Genomic DNA, 15,158 nt, shown 5'->3' with positions numbered 1-15,158 from the left:
CAGATTACTTCTCGCTGTCTACCAGGCCGCGAACAAACCAGCGCTGCATCAGAAGGACCACCGCGACCGGTGGAATTAAAGTCAAAATCATTGCTGCCATCACCTGATTCCACTGGGTTGGTGCGCCAGAGGTGGAAATCATGCTTCTAATTCCCGCCACCGCCGTCCCCATCGAAGCATCACTGGTAATCAGGATTGGCCAGAGATATTGGTTCCATCCATAGATAAAAGTGATAACAAACAGTGCCGCCAAATTGGTTTTGGAGAGCGGCAAGACGATGTCCCAGAAAAAGCGCATCGCACCCGCGCCATCAATTCGCGCGGCTTCCAATAACTCATCTGGCAGAGTCATAAAGAACTGACGGAATAAAAATGTGGCGGTCGCCGAGGCCATCAACGGCAAGGTGAGGCCGGTGTAGCTGTCAAGCATGTTCAGGTTGGCAATAACTTGAATAGTCGGGAAAATACGCACTTCCACTGGCAGCATTAAAGTGAGGAAAATCAACCAGAAAAACAGATTGCGCAGCGGAAAGCGGAAGTAAACAATGGCATAGGCAGACAACATCGACACCGTGATTTTGCCGACGGTAATGGCAAACGCCATCACAAAACTGTTCAACAGCATCAGTCCAAAAGGCGCACTATTATTACCCACACCGGCATGCCAGATATGGCTGATATTTTGCCATAGATGCGGGCCAGGAATCAGGGTCATCGGCACCTGAAATACCTGTGTGTCATCCAAGGACGCGGCGACCAAGGCCACATACAGCGGGAACAAAATCAGTAACACGCCAATAATCAGCATGACATGGCAGAAAATATCCAGCCCACGGCGATTCTCAATCATTGGTAACGCACCTTACGCTCAACAAAGCGGAACTGGATAATCGTCAAGCCAATCACCAGCAACATCAGAACCACCGACTGCGCCGCTGAACTGGATAAATCCAAGCCAGCAAAACCTTCACGATAAATTTTATAAATTAGGGTGGTGGTGGCCTGCATCGGGCCGCCGCCAGTCGCCGCATCAATCACCGGGAAAGTATCAAAGAAGGCATACACCAGATTCACCACCAGCAGGAAGAAACTGACCGGTGAAATCAGCGGCAAGACCAAATTGAAGAAACGGCGAACCGGACCGGCACCATCAATAGCCGCGGCCTCAACCAATGAGCGCGGAATCGACTGCAATGCAGCAAGGAAAAACAAGAAGTTATAACTGATTTGTTTCCACACGGAGGCCAGCACCACCAGAAACATCGCCTGCCCACTGTTTTGCGCGTGATTCCAGTTGTAACCCAGAGTGGCAAGGACGTGAGTTATCAACCCCAGCCCGGGATTGAACAAAAATATCCACAGCACCGCTGCCACTGCGGGGGCAACGGCATAAGGCAAAATCATTAAAGTTTGATAGATACGGCTGCCGCGCAGGACGTAATCCACCATCGCGGCGAGGAACAGTGAAACAGTCAGACCAATACCCGCCACCAACGAACTGAAAATCAACGTGGTGTAAAACGAGGCCAAATAATATTCATCATGAAACAGCGCAATAAAATTACTCAGCCCGACAAACTCGCTAGATAGGCCAAATGGATCCAACATTTGCACCGAATACCACAGCGCTTCACCCGCGGGCCACAAGAAGAAAACGGCGGTGATGGCCAGTTGCGGTAACACCAACAGGTAAGGTAGCCAATGACAGGAAAAACCGGGACGGGAAGATGACATAAAATTAACCGTTTATCGAACAGGGTATTGATTACCACCGCAGTGTTAACCAAAACGTCATATCTAATTTGGCGTTACTGACATCGGCCGTTTGCGAGGCAGCGCACCGCCCCACACGGCCGAATAAAATAGCCAAAGAATATTATTTGTTTGCTTGCTCAAAGCGACGCAGCAGCACATCACCCCGCGTTACCGCGGTATCCAGTGCTGCCTGAGGCGTCTTCTTGCCAGTCCAGACACCTTCCAACTCTTCGTCTACCACGGTACGAATCTGTGGCATATTGCCCAGACGCAAACCTTTGGTGTACGGCAAAGGCGGCTTGTTCAGCATTTGGCGAGTCGCAACATCAGCACCTGGATTTTTATCATAGAAGCCCTGCTGCTTAGTCAGCTCATAAGCGGCGGTGGTGATTGGCAGATAACCCGTTTTTTGGTGCCATTCGGCGGCAATTTCTGGTTTGGCCAAGAATTGCAAGAATTCAGCCACGCCCTTATAAGTGTCTTTATCTTTACCGTCCATCACCCACAAACTGGCACCACCAATAATGGCGTTTTGCGGAGCATTCTTGGCATCGGCGTCATATGGCATCATCCCAACACCGTAATTAAACTTGGCGTAGTGGCGAATATCCGCCAGTGAACCGGAGGAAGCGGTGGTAATCGCACAATCACCATTATAAAACTTGGCGGTTGATTCATCCTTGCGGCCAAAATAAGTGAAATCGCCTTTCTTGTTCATGTCCGACAGCAATTGAATATGTTTAACCTGCACCGGCTGGTTGAACACTAATACCGCATCAGTGCCATCAAAACCATTATTCCGGCTGGCGATTGGTTGGCCATGCCAGGCGCTGAAGTTTTCAATTTGAATCCAGCCCTGCCAGCCGCTGGCGTAACCACAACTTGAACCCGCGGCACGTAATTTAGCGGTATCTTCAGCCAGCTCTTGCCAAGTTTTAGGCGGTTTATCTGGATTCAAACCCGCTTTCTTAAATGCATCTTTGTTGTAATACAGCACCGGGGTGGAGCTGTTAAATGGCTGGGATAATAAATGGCCAGTTTTAGCATCGGTGTAATAGCCGGCAACCGTTGGCACAAAGACGGATTCATCGAAATTGATATTAGCGTCTTTAAAGACCTGGAATACCGGCTTGATAGCTTTACTGGCCATCATGGTTGCGGTACCCACTTCATAAACTTGCAAAATCGCCGGTGCTTTCCCTGAACGAAAAGCCGCAATACCCGCCGCCAAACTCTGTTCGTAGTTACCTTTATAGACCGGTACAATTTTATAATCAGCATGCGACTGGTTAAAACGATCGGCTAACGAATTCACTTCCACACCTAACTCACCCTCCATCGAGTGCCAGAAAGGAATTTCAGTTACCGCCAGCGCATTGGCACTCAATGCCAAGGTCAGCGCGACACAAATTGATGTTTTACCAATAATGTTGTTAAACATATCTTGCCCCTGAATAAATCTGTATGGCTCACCTCAATGAACTGCGGCGGATGAGCGAAATAAATCAGTTTTTGTTCGGAAGCAAACATGACACTGTTTCATGACAGAAATATCGCTTTTAGATGGCAGAAAAATGACAAGAAAATCAAAAAGGATACGTGATTATCTTAAGCGACGAATTAAGTGACTGCTTTAGAGAAATCCATTGATAATTTAAAAAATATAATCAAACAAAAGAAATAAAAATTTAAACATAATTAGAAAGTTATTAACTCATTTAACTTAAGTTAATTTTCTTTCCTTAATTTAGCCATACCATTATTGAACCTCTTCTGTCAGACATGTTACTGTTCTCTCGCCTTGTGGGGCACGGTATTAATACGACTATATTAACACCCTCATTATTGTCGTTATATACCCATAAAAAATACCAAAATAATAACCCAATTCATGTCGAATGGGTTTTACATAAAGGACTATTAGGTATCCATAATGAAAAAGACTCTATTATCAATTGTAACTATGGCCGCATTAGTTAGTAGCGCAGCAGTTTATGCACAAGCGCTAGAAAAAAATATTCAGGTTGAAGCGGAAGTTCATTCCGTCGTCAGTATGAACAAAGCCGATGGTACCCCAATCGATAAAATCAAGCTTAACTATGACGTTCAAAACAACGACGGCACTTATACTCACACTGAAAATATTAAAATAAAGTCAGCAACTGCGAATAAAGTTAACATTTCCATGCCTGACACTTTCGAATTGAAGGACAAAGATGGTAACCACGAATTTACCGACCATAAAGTAACATTAGGAGGTAAAGATATGAAGCCAAGTTTGAAGGCTGTATCTTTCGATTTAGATACTGCTAGTAATGATACTGATCTTGACTTAGTCATAAGTGCTAAACAGCCTGATAGCGCCCCTGCTGGCATATACTCTGGCATTGTCAAACTGGTGATTGAAGAAGAAAATTAATTGCCCTTTTAACAAAAAAACATTGGCGCAAAACATTTATGTTTGCGCCAATGCAACTTAATGAAAATTAAAATATCATTAATACCATCCTTTAATAAAGGGAGTGAAAATGAAGAAAGTACTATTTTCAACTTTAGTTCTGGCAACACTGATTAGCAGCACTAATGTTCATGCAGCATCATCACAAAGTAAAGATATTCAGATTGAAGTAGAGGCCGAAACGCGTATTACTCTGACTAAAGCTGATGGCGCGCCACTTAATGAGATTAATCTCACGCCCGAACATGGTGGAATGGGATACAAAAATATAAACAAAAAATATGCGCATGCTGAGAATATTACAATAAAAGCTATTGGTGCTAAAAAAGTTAGAGTTTATCTCTCAAAAAAATTCTCCTTGATTAATAAGGATGGTATTGAGTTCATATACCCTAGAATTACTTTAGATCATGGACCTCTATCTTTATCTGCACGTGGTAGCGATGACCATACATTGAACAATGGTGAGGCCACCCTTGAATTAGCAATAACTGCATTTAAACCAAGAGATGCTGTCGTCGGTGACATATATTCAGGAATAGCTAATCTTGTTGTTGAAGAAGTAATTTAAAGAATAAATTCAATAATATATACACTGAGAAATTGTGTTCTAAAAAAGGTGAGAATCATGGGGAAAAAAATATTTTTAGTTATTGCTATCGCTATATTGTTTTGTCGTATTAATGCTTATGCACAACCCTTGAAAAAAGAAATTAAAGTTAATGCCGAAATTTTGGATTCACTCTACCTGACTAAATGCAATGGTACTCCATTTGATAATGCCAAATTAAAATATGATTTAAAGTCAGATGTATACACTCATACTGAATGCATTAAAATAACAGCATTAGGGGCCAATAGTGTTAATATTTATCTATCAGACAAATTCATTTTAAAAAATAAAAACGGCGCTAAATTTATCGACCATGAAATTTTAATAGATGATAAATTATTAATAGAGATCCCTTATAATACGGTTGATTACACACCGATTGATTTATCTCGTGGCGAAACATATGTTGAGTTAAAAATAAATGCTGCTCCCCCAAAAAGAACTTTAGCAGGAGATATATACTCTGGCACAGCTAAACTTGTGATTGAAGAAGAACTTTGATAATAAACAGGAGATATTAATAATGAATAAAATACTTTTTCCCGTGATAACGACCACCATATTATCCAGTAGCATGGCCGCGCATTCAGTACCAGTAGATAAGTATATTTATGTTTCCGCAGAGATTCCCTCCGCATTAACAATAAAAAAATCTAACGGAAAAGCACTGAATGATATTAAGTTAGTAAAAGTTGAAAATAAAAACATTCACTCGCATAGTGAGAATATTCAGATAACCATTAATAATGGTACTGGCGTCAATGTCAAACTTGGCTCACCGCTAGAACTACAAGAAAACAGATATGCTTTTGATCTGGATCCAGACCCAGACCCAGATATAAAGAAATTTACTGATCATAATGTAACCATCGGAGGGAAAGCATTAAGTCTTAATAATATTAAATTTACTGCAGACGAAATAAAGCAGCCTGTCGATTTAGTGGTAGAAGCAACCGAGCCTTTGGATGTTAGAGGAGGCGAGATGTACGGAGGGCGTCTGCACCTTATTTTGGAAAATACCGTATAATTTTAATATACCAGTAAGTATAAAAATATATTTTATTTATTATACAGCTCAGAACTTAGGCTATTGGCTGTAACTTCTTCTAAGTTAATACATAAAAAATCATTTAGTCATAAACACCAGGAATGGAATATATACTTATCAGAGATAACCAATTTCTGAAATCCATAACTAATAATGGAATGGAATCCAATGACAAAGGTCAAAACAGTCAATAATATAATTATATTAACTTTGTTTCTTTCCACATCCGGTTCAATTTTTGCGGAAGAAAGTATCACTATTGAGCATCTGGTCCCAGCAGGGTTTTCAGCTACTGAAGAACATAAAACGGTGCAATTTCTTGCTATACTAGACGGTCAAACATTGCCCAGACCACTGTTTTTCTCCGAAGAAAAGCAGCAATTAAGCTTCGACTCGACACAATATCGTGATAACCATATTAATGAAAAATCAATTTCATTACTAAAAAGTATTTTGCCAGAAATACCTTATTTGCAATGCAAAAATGGTTGTGACTATATCTTATCTGGTCATCACATTATTTTAGATAAAGTCAACCATGTTGTGACTATCACAAATAATAATAACCGCTACCTAATGCCCGCCACCACTTGGGGGCTAGTACATAACCAATCTTTTGACCTCCGTATGACCGCCAGAAATTACAGTGCTATGTCGGCGCGTGGGCAAGGCTACGTGGGGCTGCCCCTGCAATCTTATGGTTTTTTACAATGGTTTTATAATACCACCCGCTCAAAAAATAATTATCTGTTTGCCAATCAAGCACAATATCAACGCAGCAGCCAAGCCGGCATAGGCAGTTGGTATTTACAAAAGAACTTTCAGGCACTCTATTTACGCGCGGGTAAGCAAGATAATCTGGATAATAATGCTGGCAGTATTCATACCCTGATAAACCCTGCATTAGATCAGTTTATCACCTTAGGTAGCCAGAGCTATTTGGCCCTTGATAAACCTTCAGCGGGTAGTCTTGTATTATATGCCACTGTCGATGGTGACTATGAAATTTATCGTGATAATCAGCTTATTCGCCGAATTCCTGCACAACTTGGCCGCAATGAAATTGATTATAACCAACTTCCCGGCGGCTATTATAGTGTTGATATTCGCTTAGTGGATAACACTGGGCGAGTCGTCAGCCAAGAAAGCCAAATCGTCAGCAATATTGATACTCAGATCAATAATGGGTGGTTTATGACGATGGGAAAAGGAGCAACGCGCAACCAAAGCGGGTCTCATCATCTGGCCCAATTTGGCCGCAGTATGAGGATAAAAAGCGCCCAAACCAATTTCACTTTATTAACTGATGACTCTCGCAATTGGGCTGCTGAGGGAAATATATCGCACCCTGTGAATTTCTCCAGTCTTAATATCACCCCAGCTTTAGGTGTGCTGTCCGGGGAAAAACGCAGTGGCGGTTACCTACGCTTAAATGGCGGAAATTCTACAGTGGGCTATTTCGCGCTGGCGCGTTATCAAACCCCCAATGTCTCTCTATATGCCGCCAATGCTGGCAGTACATCAGCATCTTATAGCCGTCGATTAGGGCCAACTCAACTCAGTTATCAATTCAATCAATACCAAAATAATCAACAACATCGAATTCAAAGCAGTTGGGATTGGCGACGACCACAATTCGGCTTGAACCTTTCCCTTGGCGTACTGAAAGGCGGGCAATGGCACAGCCAAAATAACTACGGGGTATTTATGAATACCACGCTATCTTTCCGCCGCAGTAGCGCCAGCCTCAACAGCGCCTATACACAGCGCCAATTAAGCACCAGTGCCAGCTATCAAAAAGAGTTTATTGATAACCACGGCAGCAGCACTTTGGGTATCAATGGCAGCACCAGCGGAAAAACCAATAGCATCGGGACTTTTGTACAACGCAGCGCTAGCCGTGGTGATATTTCTGCGCGCATGGGTGTTGATAACAAGATAACCAACGGGGGTTTCAGTTATAACGGCATGTTAGCCATCAGCCCCCAAGGGCTGGCATTAGGGCGCAGTAGCTATAGCGGTTCGGCATTGCTGATAAAAACACCAGAGTTGCTAGACACACCTTATAGCTTCCACGCCGAAGGAAATCCGGTCACCGGTGGGGGTACCTACGTCATACCGGTTCCACGCTATCAAGACCGTTTCTTTGTCCGAACACATAATAACCGCAGTGATCTGGATATGAATATTCAGCTACCGGTTAATATTATCCGCGCTCACCCTGGGCAAGTCTTTATGAGCAAAGCGGATATCACGCTAGATATGCTTTATAGCGGTTTTCTTAAAGACTCGCAGGGCAAACCTATTAGTGGCGTAGTGAAAGAAACTGGCGATACCGTCCACCCTAATGGGCTATTTGCCATTAATTCTGATGTCATGCTGAAAAATATTACGGTCCAAAATGGTCCGCTTCGTTATCACTGCGATATGCGCCAGCAGAGTAACCATATTTACCTTTGTGATACCAATTAATACAGACGGAAACAATCATGAAATATAAAAATTCACTCCCCATTATTGCTTTATTACTGGCCCCTGTCACCACAGCTTACGGGCAGTTAATGGCGATTCCGACTCGCACCACTGTAGAAGCCATGAGCCAACATCGGACAATACAGGTTTATAATAGCGGCGATAAACCTCTTTATTTAAATATCGCGTTACAACGGGTAGAAAACCCGGGAATGAATCCGGAGAAGAAAACACCGATTAGCGATATTTCTCAGCCTGAGATAATTTTCAATCCCAGCCGCATTACTTTAGGGCCGAAACAAAAACGGGATATCAAGTTACTTCCCTTAAAGTCTCCTGAACAAGAGACATTATATCGCTTGTATATCGATCCGGTCGTTAATATTAAAGCGGTGGGTAATGGGGATAAAAGTAAAATCCACGCGCCAATGACCATCAGTATTGGCTATGGTGTTCTTATCCACCATGTTCCGCCCGCAGCTGAGCAGACCCATCATTGGCAACATCAATGCACAGCTGATGGGCTAATACTCAGTTCCACAGGTAATGTTCACAGCAAATTTGCACAACTAAAATCACCGGATAATACCGCGCTGGCAGATAGTCTGAATTTGTACCGAGGTGCTCCCGTAACTTTATCCGTCAAACAACTCAGCGGGCGGGCTAATAATGAAACCTTTACTATTAATTGCCGCTAGTTTATTACCAATGAATGCCTTTGCTACCATCGACATCCAACCACATGTATTGGAATTACAGCAACCCAATGCCGTGGTCAATGTCATTAATCACGGGACAAAAACCCAGTACATCAGGGTGCAATTATTTCAGGTCAATAATCCCGGCGTATCCCCTGAGCAAGAGTCATTAACTCCGGTTGGAGAACAAATTCAACCAATGCTATTTGCCGCCCCCTCTAAATTAACACTCGGCCCAAGACAAAGTGCAAGAATCATAATTAAAGCATTGCGATCGCCAGATAAAGAGCAAGTTTATAGATTATCAGTCGCGGCTGAAAATACACTTAAAGTTGCCGGGGGGCCGGGGGCAGTTGTGGGTGTACAACTCAGTTATATGGGGCTGGTGCGGCATTTGCCCGCCTCATCTCAACAGCAATGGGCACACCACTGCCGCGATGGAAATTTAGTATTAGAAAACACCGGAAATACCCGTCTACAGTGGCATCAGCTTAAAACTCAATTAGCAGATCTAGCCGATTTTAATCTCTATCCCGACCAACGCCGGCAATTATCTGTCGGTCATCTACAAGGGATGATTGACGATAAAATTGTTAGCTTGCAGTGCCCTGCTGAATATAGATAAGGAGCATTATGAACATGATAAAAATAGCAGCCATATTACTACTCTTCCCCTGGCAAGCCGTTTCTGCAGGAATTCCTGCGTCGTTGGGGAATATTGACGTCACATTAGAAGTCACCGCCCAGCCTCGAATCGAGGTAGAAAAACCGCAAGGTGGCTGGTATTCCAGCATCAAACTCAATCCTCGCTTGGATAATCATAGAGTTTATCAATCTGAAATTCCCATAACAGTAAAGCTACGTCGGCAAGAGGATTTCCGTATTTCAGTTAAAAATCCGCTGGTGCTAATGCGTCAGACAAATGATTCCGCTGCACTGGCATTCTCACCCGCTGAAATACGTTGGGGGCAGGATAGGGCAACTTTGCGGCCACTATCAACCACCCCCGAAACATTCACGGTGAATAGTGGAAAAAACAATTTAATGAGCACTGACTATCTATTGCAAATCTCTGCACTGGCACCGAGTGGGCCGAATATCTCGGGAAAATATTCCGGGCAGCTGACATTAATATTTGAAACAAATAGCTAAAATCATCGTTGATAGTCATGGAGAGACACTAAATGAAGGTAAAAATAACAAAATTATTGATGGGATTATTGCTATTAATCTTGCCCCAGGGAGCAATAGCTAACTCTTATTTTTATGACTATGTCCAATCTTATTCCAACTGCTCAGCCACACTATTAGATGATGGCAGTGTGAAAGTTTCATTTCAGGCAAATCTAGTCGAGGGCTTATTTGATCAGAATCCAGATGCACATCGGATTAAGTGGAAAGAATTAATCAATATTCCTGATGAAAACCTGAAAAACACCTCATTACACTCACACAAGGCTCTGCTTTCACTCTATTTCTTTAATGCTGATGGCTCACCAAATTTAGATATTAATCTACAACATATTCATGACCTATCTCTTAATGGTATTCGCCGTGAGGGTTTAAATAAAGATATTAAAGAAATTGAATTTAACAATCATCAGGTTGCATTTAATAATACGCACTATTATGTGTCATTTACCACTAATGCGAATGCCCTCAAGAATATCAGAATCGGCGCGACTGTTGGTGGCATACTCATGTCTAATGAGCAGCAATATTCTCTACTTTCATCAAAGGGTGTTTCATTTAGCCCTTCAGGAGATCAATGTGAATTCTTTGATCCTCAAGCAAACATGGCACCATCTGCAGTAACAGTTGATCCAAAATTCCGCTTAGCGACGGCGATATGGCAATTAAAAAGTATTGATTTGGATAATTTACTCGATAAAAGCACTGGCGGAGTTGGCCTATATACTCCGTTGGTTAACCCGGCCACAAATCGTTTTTGTATCAGCTATCGGGCCATGGGAATACACAATACCCGTTATATGATAAGTGCGAGTAATATAAATGGATTAGCTCCGAACAGTCAGTATTTTCAATTAAAAGAAAATCAAGGCAATAATATTATTAATTATCAAGTGGCACTAAAGAATGATGAAAATATCAAAACAGATTTTTCATTGCCCGTCGATAAAAAATTTATACAGCTGACCGCGGATAATAGCGCGGGTGAGGAAAGAATGTGTTGGTCACCCACCATACAGCTTTACCATACTGATACTACTGATAAAGGAAGTTATAGTGATACGCTGAATTTTACTATTACTCCGTTGGCATAAAGTCTATCAGCTAAATAATAAGGCCCTGAGCCGGGCCTTAATTAAAATACAAATATATTAATGCCGTGTTTAACCGCCTAAATAAGCAGAGCGCACGGCTTCATTGGCCAGTAATGCCGACCCCGTATCTTCTAGAACAATACGGCCATTCTCCAGTACATACCCTCGGTCAGCCAGTTTCAGCGCCTGATTAGCATTCTGTTCAACCAAGAAGATAGTCATTCCCTCTTCCCGTAGCTGTTGAATAGTATCGAATATTTGCAAAATAATAATCGGTGCCAACCCCAGAGAAGGCTCATCCAATAACAACAATTTAGGTTGGCTCATCAATGCACGCCCAATCGCCAACATTTGCTGCTCACCACCAGACATAGTGCCAGCCCGCTGGACACGACGCTCAAACAGCCGTGGGAATAAGTCGTAAACTCGCTCAATACGTTGTTGATATTGCTGGCGATCAGCAAAGAAGCCGCCCATCGCCAAGTTCTCTTCAACCGTCATTCGAGAAAATACTCGGCGCCCTTCTGGCACAATCGCAATCGCCTCCCGCATGATACGTGCAGTCTGCCAATCAGTAATGTCCTGCTCACCAAACACAATGCTGCCTTCAGTGGCGCGAGGTTCACCGCACAAGGTCCCCAGCAGGGTGGTTTTACCCGCCCCATTGGCACCAATTAAGGTCACAATTTCACCTTGTTGGATGTGCAGACTAACCTGATGTAATGCTTGAATTTTGCCGTAATGGGCTGAAACTTGATTAAATGACAACATGTTATGTTTATGCCTCGCCCGTTTTTATTCGCCCAAATAGGCCCGGATCACATCTGGGTTATTACGGATTTCTGCTGGTAAGCCATGCGCTAACGGCGTTCCCTGATTCACCACATAAATACGATCAGAAATCCCCATCACCAATTTCATGTCGTGCTCAATCAGCAATACCGACACTTGGTGCTGGTCGCGCAATTCCATAATTAACTGATTTAATTCATCAGTTTCTTTCGGGTTCAGGCCCGCGGCGGGTTCATCTAACATTAATAGCTCAGGGCGGGTGACCATACAGCGGGCAATTTCCAAACGCCGTTGTTGCCCGTAGGCCAAATTCCCGGCCTGACGGTTGGCCAGTTCCAATAATCCAACACGCTCGAGCCAACTGGCCGCACGCTCTAAGGCATCAGCCTCTGCCCGTCGAAAGCCGGGCGTTTTCAGCAAGCCCGCAAATATGCCGCTTTTAAGGTGTTGGTGCTGCGCCACGAGCAGGTTCTCTACCACCGTCATCTCACGGAACAAGCGCACATGCTGGAAAGTACGAATCACGCCCATTCGAGCAATGACCTGCCCAGGCAGCCCTTCAATATGGCGATCTCGTAATTTAATGGTGCCGCCAGTCGGACGATAAAATCCAGTCAGACAGTTAAAAATGGTGGTTTTACCCGCGCCATTCGGCCCAATCAGCGAGACAATCTCCCCTTGCTTGAGATGCAAGCCAACGTTGTTCACCGCCAATAATCCACCAAAGCGCATCGATAGCCCTTCAACCGCTAACAAAGGTTGCGTACTCATGCTGATTCCCCCTGTTTAGCGTTGATATCGGCCACTTTCAGCTTCAATTGCGGCCGTTTCATTGGCAGCAGCCCCTGTGGCCGCCAGATCATCATCAACACCATCAATGCCCCCAACAGCAACATACTGTAAGCATTGAGGTCGCGCATTAATTCACGCGAGACCACCAGCAACACAGCGGCCAGGATAACGGCGAACTGTGATCCCATCCCGCCTAATACCACAATCGCCAGTACAAAAGCAGATTCCACAAAGGTGAAAGATTCAGGGCTAACAAACCCTTGGCGCGCGGCAAACAGTGTGCCAGCAAAACCGGCAAAAGCGGCGCTGATGGTAAACGCAGTCAGCTTGATTTTTGTTGGGCTAAGGCCCAATGAGCGGCAGGCAATTTCGTCTTCGCGCAGTGCTTCCCAAGCCCGCCCCAACGGCATACGCAGCAATCGGTTAATCACAAACAGAGTCAGGATGACCAGCAACAGCGCGACCATATACAGGAAAATGATGCGGTCGCTTGGATCATAAGTGAGGCCAAAGAAATTGTGGAAAGTATCCCAACCGCCATCTTTTGCCGTGCGGCTGAATTCCAAGCCAAACAGAGTCGGTTTAGGAATTTGGCTAATCCCATTCGGCCCACCGGTAATTTCAGTATTATTGAGCAGCAAAATACGCACAATCTCACCGAAGCCCAATGTCACAATGGCTAAATAATCTCCGCGTAAACGTAAGACTGGGAAGCCCAACAAGAAGCCCGACAGTGCCGCGACAATCCCTGCTAGGGGTAAACTCTCCCAAAAACCTAGGCCGTAATAGTGATTCAGCAAAGCATAGGTATACGCGCCGATAGCATAAAAGCCACCGTAGCCCAGAACTAGCAAGCCTGATAGCCCCACCACGACATTCAGCCCCAAGCCCAACATGACGTAAATCAGGGTCAATGTCGCGATATCAACCGAACCTCGGGAGACCAAAAACGGCCAGGCGATGGCGGCAACAATAATGGCCGCAGCCAATAATTTCTGGCGCGGGGTGGTGCCGTCAAAACTGGGCAATACCCATGCTGGGCCAGAGACTTTTTTCATCCCCTGCTGGATGAGCGGGCGCACCAACTGGAAGAAGAAAACCACGATACAAGCTGCGCCAATCCACAACCAGCGCACTTCTGAAGCGCCCTGCACAATAAGTTTGGTGCCGTCTAACTGCAACTGCAATCCCATCACAAACGAGGCGAGGACGAGCAAAACAATACTGGAAATAATGGCGTTAAGGAAATTGAGCTGCTTCATACTTTTTCAACCTCCGGACGGCCTAAAATCCCGGTCGGCATCACTAACAAAACGACAATCAGTAAAGCGAATGAAACCGCATCTTTGTATTCTGTGCTGAGATAAGCAGAGGTTAATGCTTCCGCAACCCCCAGAATCAAGCCGCCGATCATCGCCCCTGGAATACTGCCGATGCCACCAAGTACCGCAGCGGTGAAGGCTTTCATTCCCGCCATAAAGCCGATGTATGGGTTAATCACTCCATAAAACTGCCCCAGTAAGACCCCAGCGACTGCGGCCATCAGCGCACCGATAACAAAAGTCAGCGAGATAACCCGATCAGTATTAATGCCCAGTAAACTGGCCATTTTTAAATCTTCGGCACAGGCACGACAGGCGCGGCCCATGCGGGAATAGCGGATAAAGAGAGTCAGCCCCAACATCGCCAGGAAAGTCACTATCCAAATGGTCAACTGCATGGTGCTGATGGTCGCGGCAAAACCATTGGCTTGCGCCAACGTCCACTGGCCAGTCACCAGACTCGGTAACGCCAGATCCCGCGAACCTTGAGTCAAACTGACGTAGTTTTGCAAAAAGATGGACATCCCGATTGCTGAGATCAATGCAATCAAGCGCTTAGAGCTACGAACCGGCTTATACGCCACCCGTTCAATACTCCAACCATAAGCACTGGCAATCACTATCGAGACAAGAAAAGCGGAGCCAATCAATAACCAGCTGGCATCAATACCCATCATCATCAATGCAGCAATCACGATAAAGGAGACGTAACTGCCTATCATATACACTTCGCCGTGGGCAAAGTTAATCATGCCGATAATGCCATACACCATGGTGTAACCAATGGCGATCAGCGCATAAGTGCTGCCCAACGTAACGCCGTTGAACATCTGTTGCAGGAAATAAAGAAACTGCTCTGACATACCCTAACCCTTTGATTCACTTGCCTGGCGGCCCTAGTCCACTGCATCTAATCTGCTGTG

The 15,158-nt window shown here is 44.4% G+C and carries 16 protein-coding genes; 9 read left to right on the top strand and 7 right to left on the bottom strand.

Annotated elements, in window-relative coordinates; genetic code table 11:
* Positions 1-4: 4 nt before the first annotated feature.
* From ugpE to ugpB, 3 genes are all read right to left on the bottom strand, one after another.
* A complete protein-coding gene (ugpE, locus tag D5F51_RS01300) occupies positions 5-850 on the bottom strand; it encodes a sn-glycerol-3-phosphate ABC transporter permease UgpE (RefSeq protein ID WP_129195396.1) in 846 nt (281 codons plus the stop codon).
* Positions 847-1,734 carry a sn-glycerol-3-phosphate ABC transporter permease UgpA gene (ugpA, locus tag D5F51_RS01295; RefSeq protein WP_129195395.1) on the bottom strand — a complete coding sequence of 296 codons (888 nt, stop codon included), beginning with the start codon at positions 1,732-1,734 and terminating at the stop codon, positions 847-849. Before ugpA ends, ugpE begins: the two co-directional genes overlap by 4 nt.
* A gap of 142 nt (positions 1,735-1,876) precedes the next feature.
* Positions 1,877-3,196: a sn-glycerol-3-phosphate ABC transporter substrate-binding protein UgpB gene (ugpB, locus tag D5F51_RS01290; RefSeq protein WP_129195394.1), complete on the bottom strand. Its 1,320-nt coding sequence runs from the start codon at positions 3,194-3,196 to the stop codon at positions 1,877-1,879.
* A 492-nt stretch (positions 3,197-3,688) separates the two neighbouring features.
* Here ugpB and D5F51_RS01285 point away from each other — a divergent pair, with 492 nt between their 5' ends.
* From D5F51_RS01285 to D5F51_RS01245, 9 genes are all read left to right on the top strand, one after another.
* Positions 3,689-4,174: a CS1 type fimbrial major subunit gene (locus D5F51_RS01285; protein ID WP_129195393.1), complete on the top strand. Its 486-nt coding sequence runs from the start codon at positions 3,689-3,691 to the stop codon at positions 4,172-4,174.
* Between the two features lie 109 nt (positions 4,175-4,283).
* Positions 4,284-4,784, top strand: a complete 501-nt coding sequence (locus D5F51_RS01280; RefSeq protein ID WP_129195392.1) for a CS1 type fimbrial major subunit — start codon at positions 4,284-4,286, stop codon at positions 4,782-4,784.
* Positions 4,785-4,841: 57 nt separating this feature from the next.
* Positions 4,842-5,327, top strand: a complete 486-nt coding sequence (locus tag D5F51_RS01275; protein WP_129195391.1) for a CS1 type fimbrial major subunit — start codon at positions 4,842-4,844, stop codon at positions 5,325-5,327.
* A gap of 22 nt (positions 5,328-5,349) precedes the next feature.
* Positions 5,350-5,853 (top strand): CS1 type fimbrial major subunit, encoded by a 504-nt coding sequence (locus tag D5F51_RS01270; protein ID WP_129195390.1) that lies wholly within the window; start codon positions 5,350-5,352, stop codon positions 5,851-5,853.
* 189 nt (positions 5,854-6,042) lie between these two features.
* Positions 6,043-8,346, top strand: a complete 2,304-nt coding sequence (locus tag D5F51_RS01265) for a TcfC E-set like domain-containing protein (protein ID WP_167480515.1) — start codon at positions 6,043-6,045, stop codon at positions 8,344-8,346.
* A gap of 17 nt (positions 8,347-8,363) precedes the next feature.
* Positions 8,364-9,044, top strand: coding sequence for a fimbria/pilus periplasmic chaperone (locus D5F51_RS01260; protein ID WP_129195389.1), 681 nt, complete (start codon positions 8,364-8,366; stop codon positions 9,042-9,044).
* A complete protein-coding gene (locus D5F51_RS01255) occupies positions 9,016-9,669 on the top strand; it encodes a hypothetical protein (RefSeq protein WP_129195388.1) in 654 nt (217 codons plus the stop codon). Before D5F51_RS01260 ends, D5F51_RS01255 begins: the two co-directional genes overlap by 29 nt.
* An 8-nt stretch (positions 9,670-9,677) precedes the next feature.
* The gene (locus tag D5F51_RS01250) at positions 9,678-10,196 is read left to right on the top strand and encodes a CS1 type fimbrial major subunit (RefSeq protein ID WP_129195387.1); all 519 of its coding nucleotides are present in this window, start codon (positions 9,678-9,680) and stop codon (positions 10,194-10,196) included.
* Positions 10,197-10,228: 32 nt separating this feature from the next.
* On the top strand, positions 10,229-11,329 hold the full coding sequence (locus D5F51_RS01245) for a hypothetical protein (RefSeq protein ID WP_129195386.1): 1,101 nt from the start codon (positions 10,229-10,231) through the stop codon (positions 11,327-11,329).
* Between the two features lie 69 nt (positions 11,330-11,398).
* Here the strand turns inward: D5F51_RS01245 and livF are convergent, their stop codons facing one another.
* The 4 genes from livF to livH are packed head-to-tail and all read right to left on the bottom strand — an operon-like array spanning position 11,399 to position 15,098.
* On the bottom strand, positions 11,399-12,100 hold the full coding sequence (gene livF, locus D5F51_RS01240; RefSeq protein WP_025379875.1) for a high-affinity branched-chain amino acid ABC transporter ATP-binding protein LivF: 702 nt from the start codon (positions 12,098-12,100) through the stop codon (positions 11,399-11,401).
* 24 nt (positions 12,101-12,124) lie between these two features.
* Positions 12,125-12,892, bottom strand: coding sequence for a high-affinity branched-chain amino acid ABC transporter ATP-binding protein LivG (gene livG / locus D5F51_RS01235; protein ID WP_129195385.1), 768 nt, complete (start codon positions 12,890-12,892; stop codon positions 12,125-12,127).
* Positions 12,889-14,175, bottom strand: coding sequence for a high-affinity branched-chain amino acid ABC transporter permease LivM (locus D5F51_RS01230; protein WP_025379877.1), 1,287 nt, complete (start codon positions 14,173-14,175; stop codon positions 12,889-12,891). Before D5F51_RS01230 ends, livG begins: the two co-directional genes overlap by 4 nt.
* Positions 14,172-15,098 carry a high-affinity branched-chain amino acid ABC transporter permease LivH gene (gene livH, locus D5F51_RS01225; protein ID WP_025379878.1) on the bottom strand — a complete coding sequence of 309 codons (927 nt, stop codon included), beginning with the start codon at positions 15,096-15,098 and terminating at the stop codon, positions 14,172-14,174. Before livH ends, D5F51_RS01230 begins: the two co-directional genes overlap by 4 nt.
* Between the last annotated feature and the right edge of the window lie 60 nt (positions 15,099-15,158).

Origin of the sequence: Yersinia hibernica, from assembly GCF_004124235.1 — a bacterium.
GTDB lineage: Bacteria > Pseudomonadota > Gammaproteobacteria > Enterobacterales > Enterobacteriaceae > Yersinia > Yersinia hibernica.
The sequence above is the reverse complement of the archived record's forward strand: the minus strand, read 5'-3'. Positions and strand labels throughout refer to the sequence as shown.

What these genes read in the sequence shown, in the direction of transcription:
- ugpE (WP_129195396.1), bottom strand. Translation starts at nt 850, where the DNA reads ATGATTGAGAATCGCCGTGGGCTGGATATTTTCTGCCATGTCATGCTG.
- ugpA (WP_129195395.1), bottom strand. Translation starts at nt 1,734, where the DNA reads ATGTCATCTTCCCGTCCCGGTTTTTCCTGTCATTGGCTACCTTACCTG.
- ugpB (WP_129195394.1), bottom strand. Translation starts at nt 3,196, where the DNA reads ATGTTTAACAACATTATTGGTAAAACATCAATTTGTGTCGCGCTGACC.
- D5F51_RS01285 (WP_129195393.1), top strand. Translation starts at nt 3,689, where the DNA reads ATGAAAAAGACTCTATTATCAATTGTAACTATGGCCGCATTAGTTAGT.
- D5F51_RS01280 (WP_129195392.1), top strand. Translation starts at nt 4,284, where the DNA reads ATGAAGAAAGTACTATTTTCAACTTTAGTTCTGGCAACACTGATTAGC.
- D5F51_RS01275 (WP_129195391.1), top strand. Translation starts at nt 4,842, where the DNA reads ATGGGGAAAAAAATATTTTTAGTTATTGCTATCGCTATATTGTTTTGT.
- D5F51_RS01270 (WP_129195390.1), top strand. Translation starts at nt 5,350, where the DNA reads ATGAATAAAATACTTTTTCCCGTGATAACGACCACCATATTATCCAGT.
- D5F51_RS01265 (WP_167480515.1), top strand. Translation starts at nt 6,043, where the DNA reads ATGACAAAGGTCAAAACAGTCAATAATATAATTATATTAACTTTGTTT.
- D5F51_RS01260 (WP_129195389.1), top strand. Translation starts at nt 8,364, where the DNA reads ATGAAATATAAAAATTCACTCCCCATTATTGCTTTATTACTGGCCCCT.
- D5F51_RS01255 (WP_129195388.1), top strand. Translation starts at nt 9,016, where the DNA reads ATGAAACCTTTACTATTAATTGCCGCTAGTTTATTACCAATGAATGCC.
- D5F51_RS01250 (WP_129195387.1), top strand. Translation starts at nt 9,678, where the DNA reads ATGAACATGATAAAAATAGCAGCCATATTACTACTCTTCCCCTGGCAA.
- D5F51_RS01245 (WP_129195386.1), top strand. Translation starts at nt 10,229, where the DNA reads ATGAAGGTAAAAATAACAAAATTATTGATGGGATTATTGCTATTAATC.
- livF (WP_025379875.1), bottom strand. Translation starts at nt 12,100, where the DNA reads ATGTTGTCATTTAATCAAGTTTCAGCCCATTACGGCAAAATTCAAGCA.
- livG (WP_129195385.1), bottom strand. Translation starts at nt 12,892, where the DNA reads ATGAGTACGCAACCTTTGTTAGCGGTTGAAGGGCTATCGATGCGCTTT.
- D5F51_RS01230 (WP_025379877.1), bottom strand. Translation starts at nt 14,175, where the DNA reads ATGAAGCAGCTCAATTTCCTTAACGCCATTATTTCCAGTATTGTTTTG.
- livH (WP_025379878.1), bottom strand. Translation starts at nt 15,098, where the DNA reads ATGTCAGAGCAGTTTCTTTATTTCCTGCAACAGATGTTCAACGGCGTT.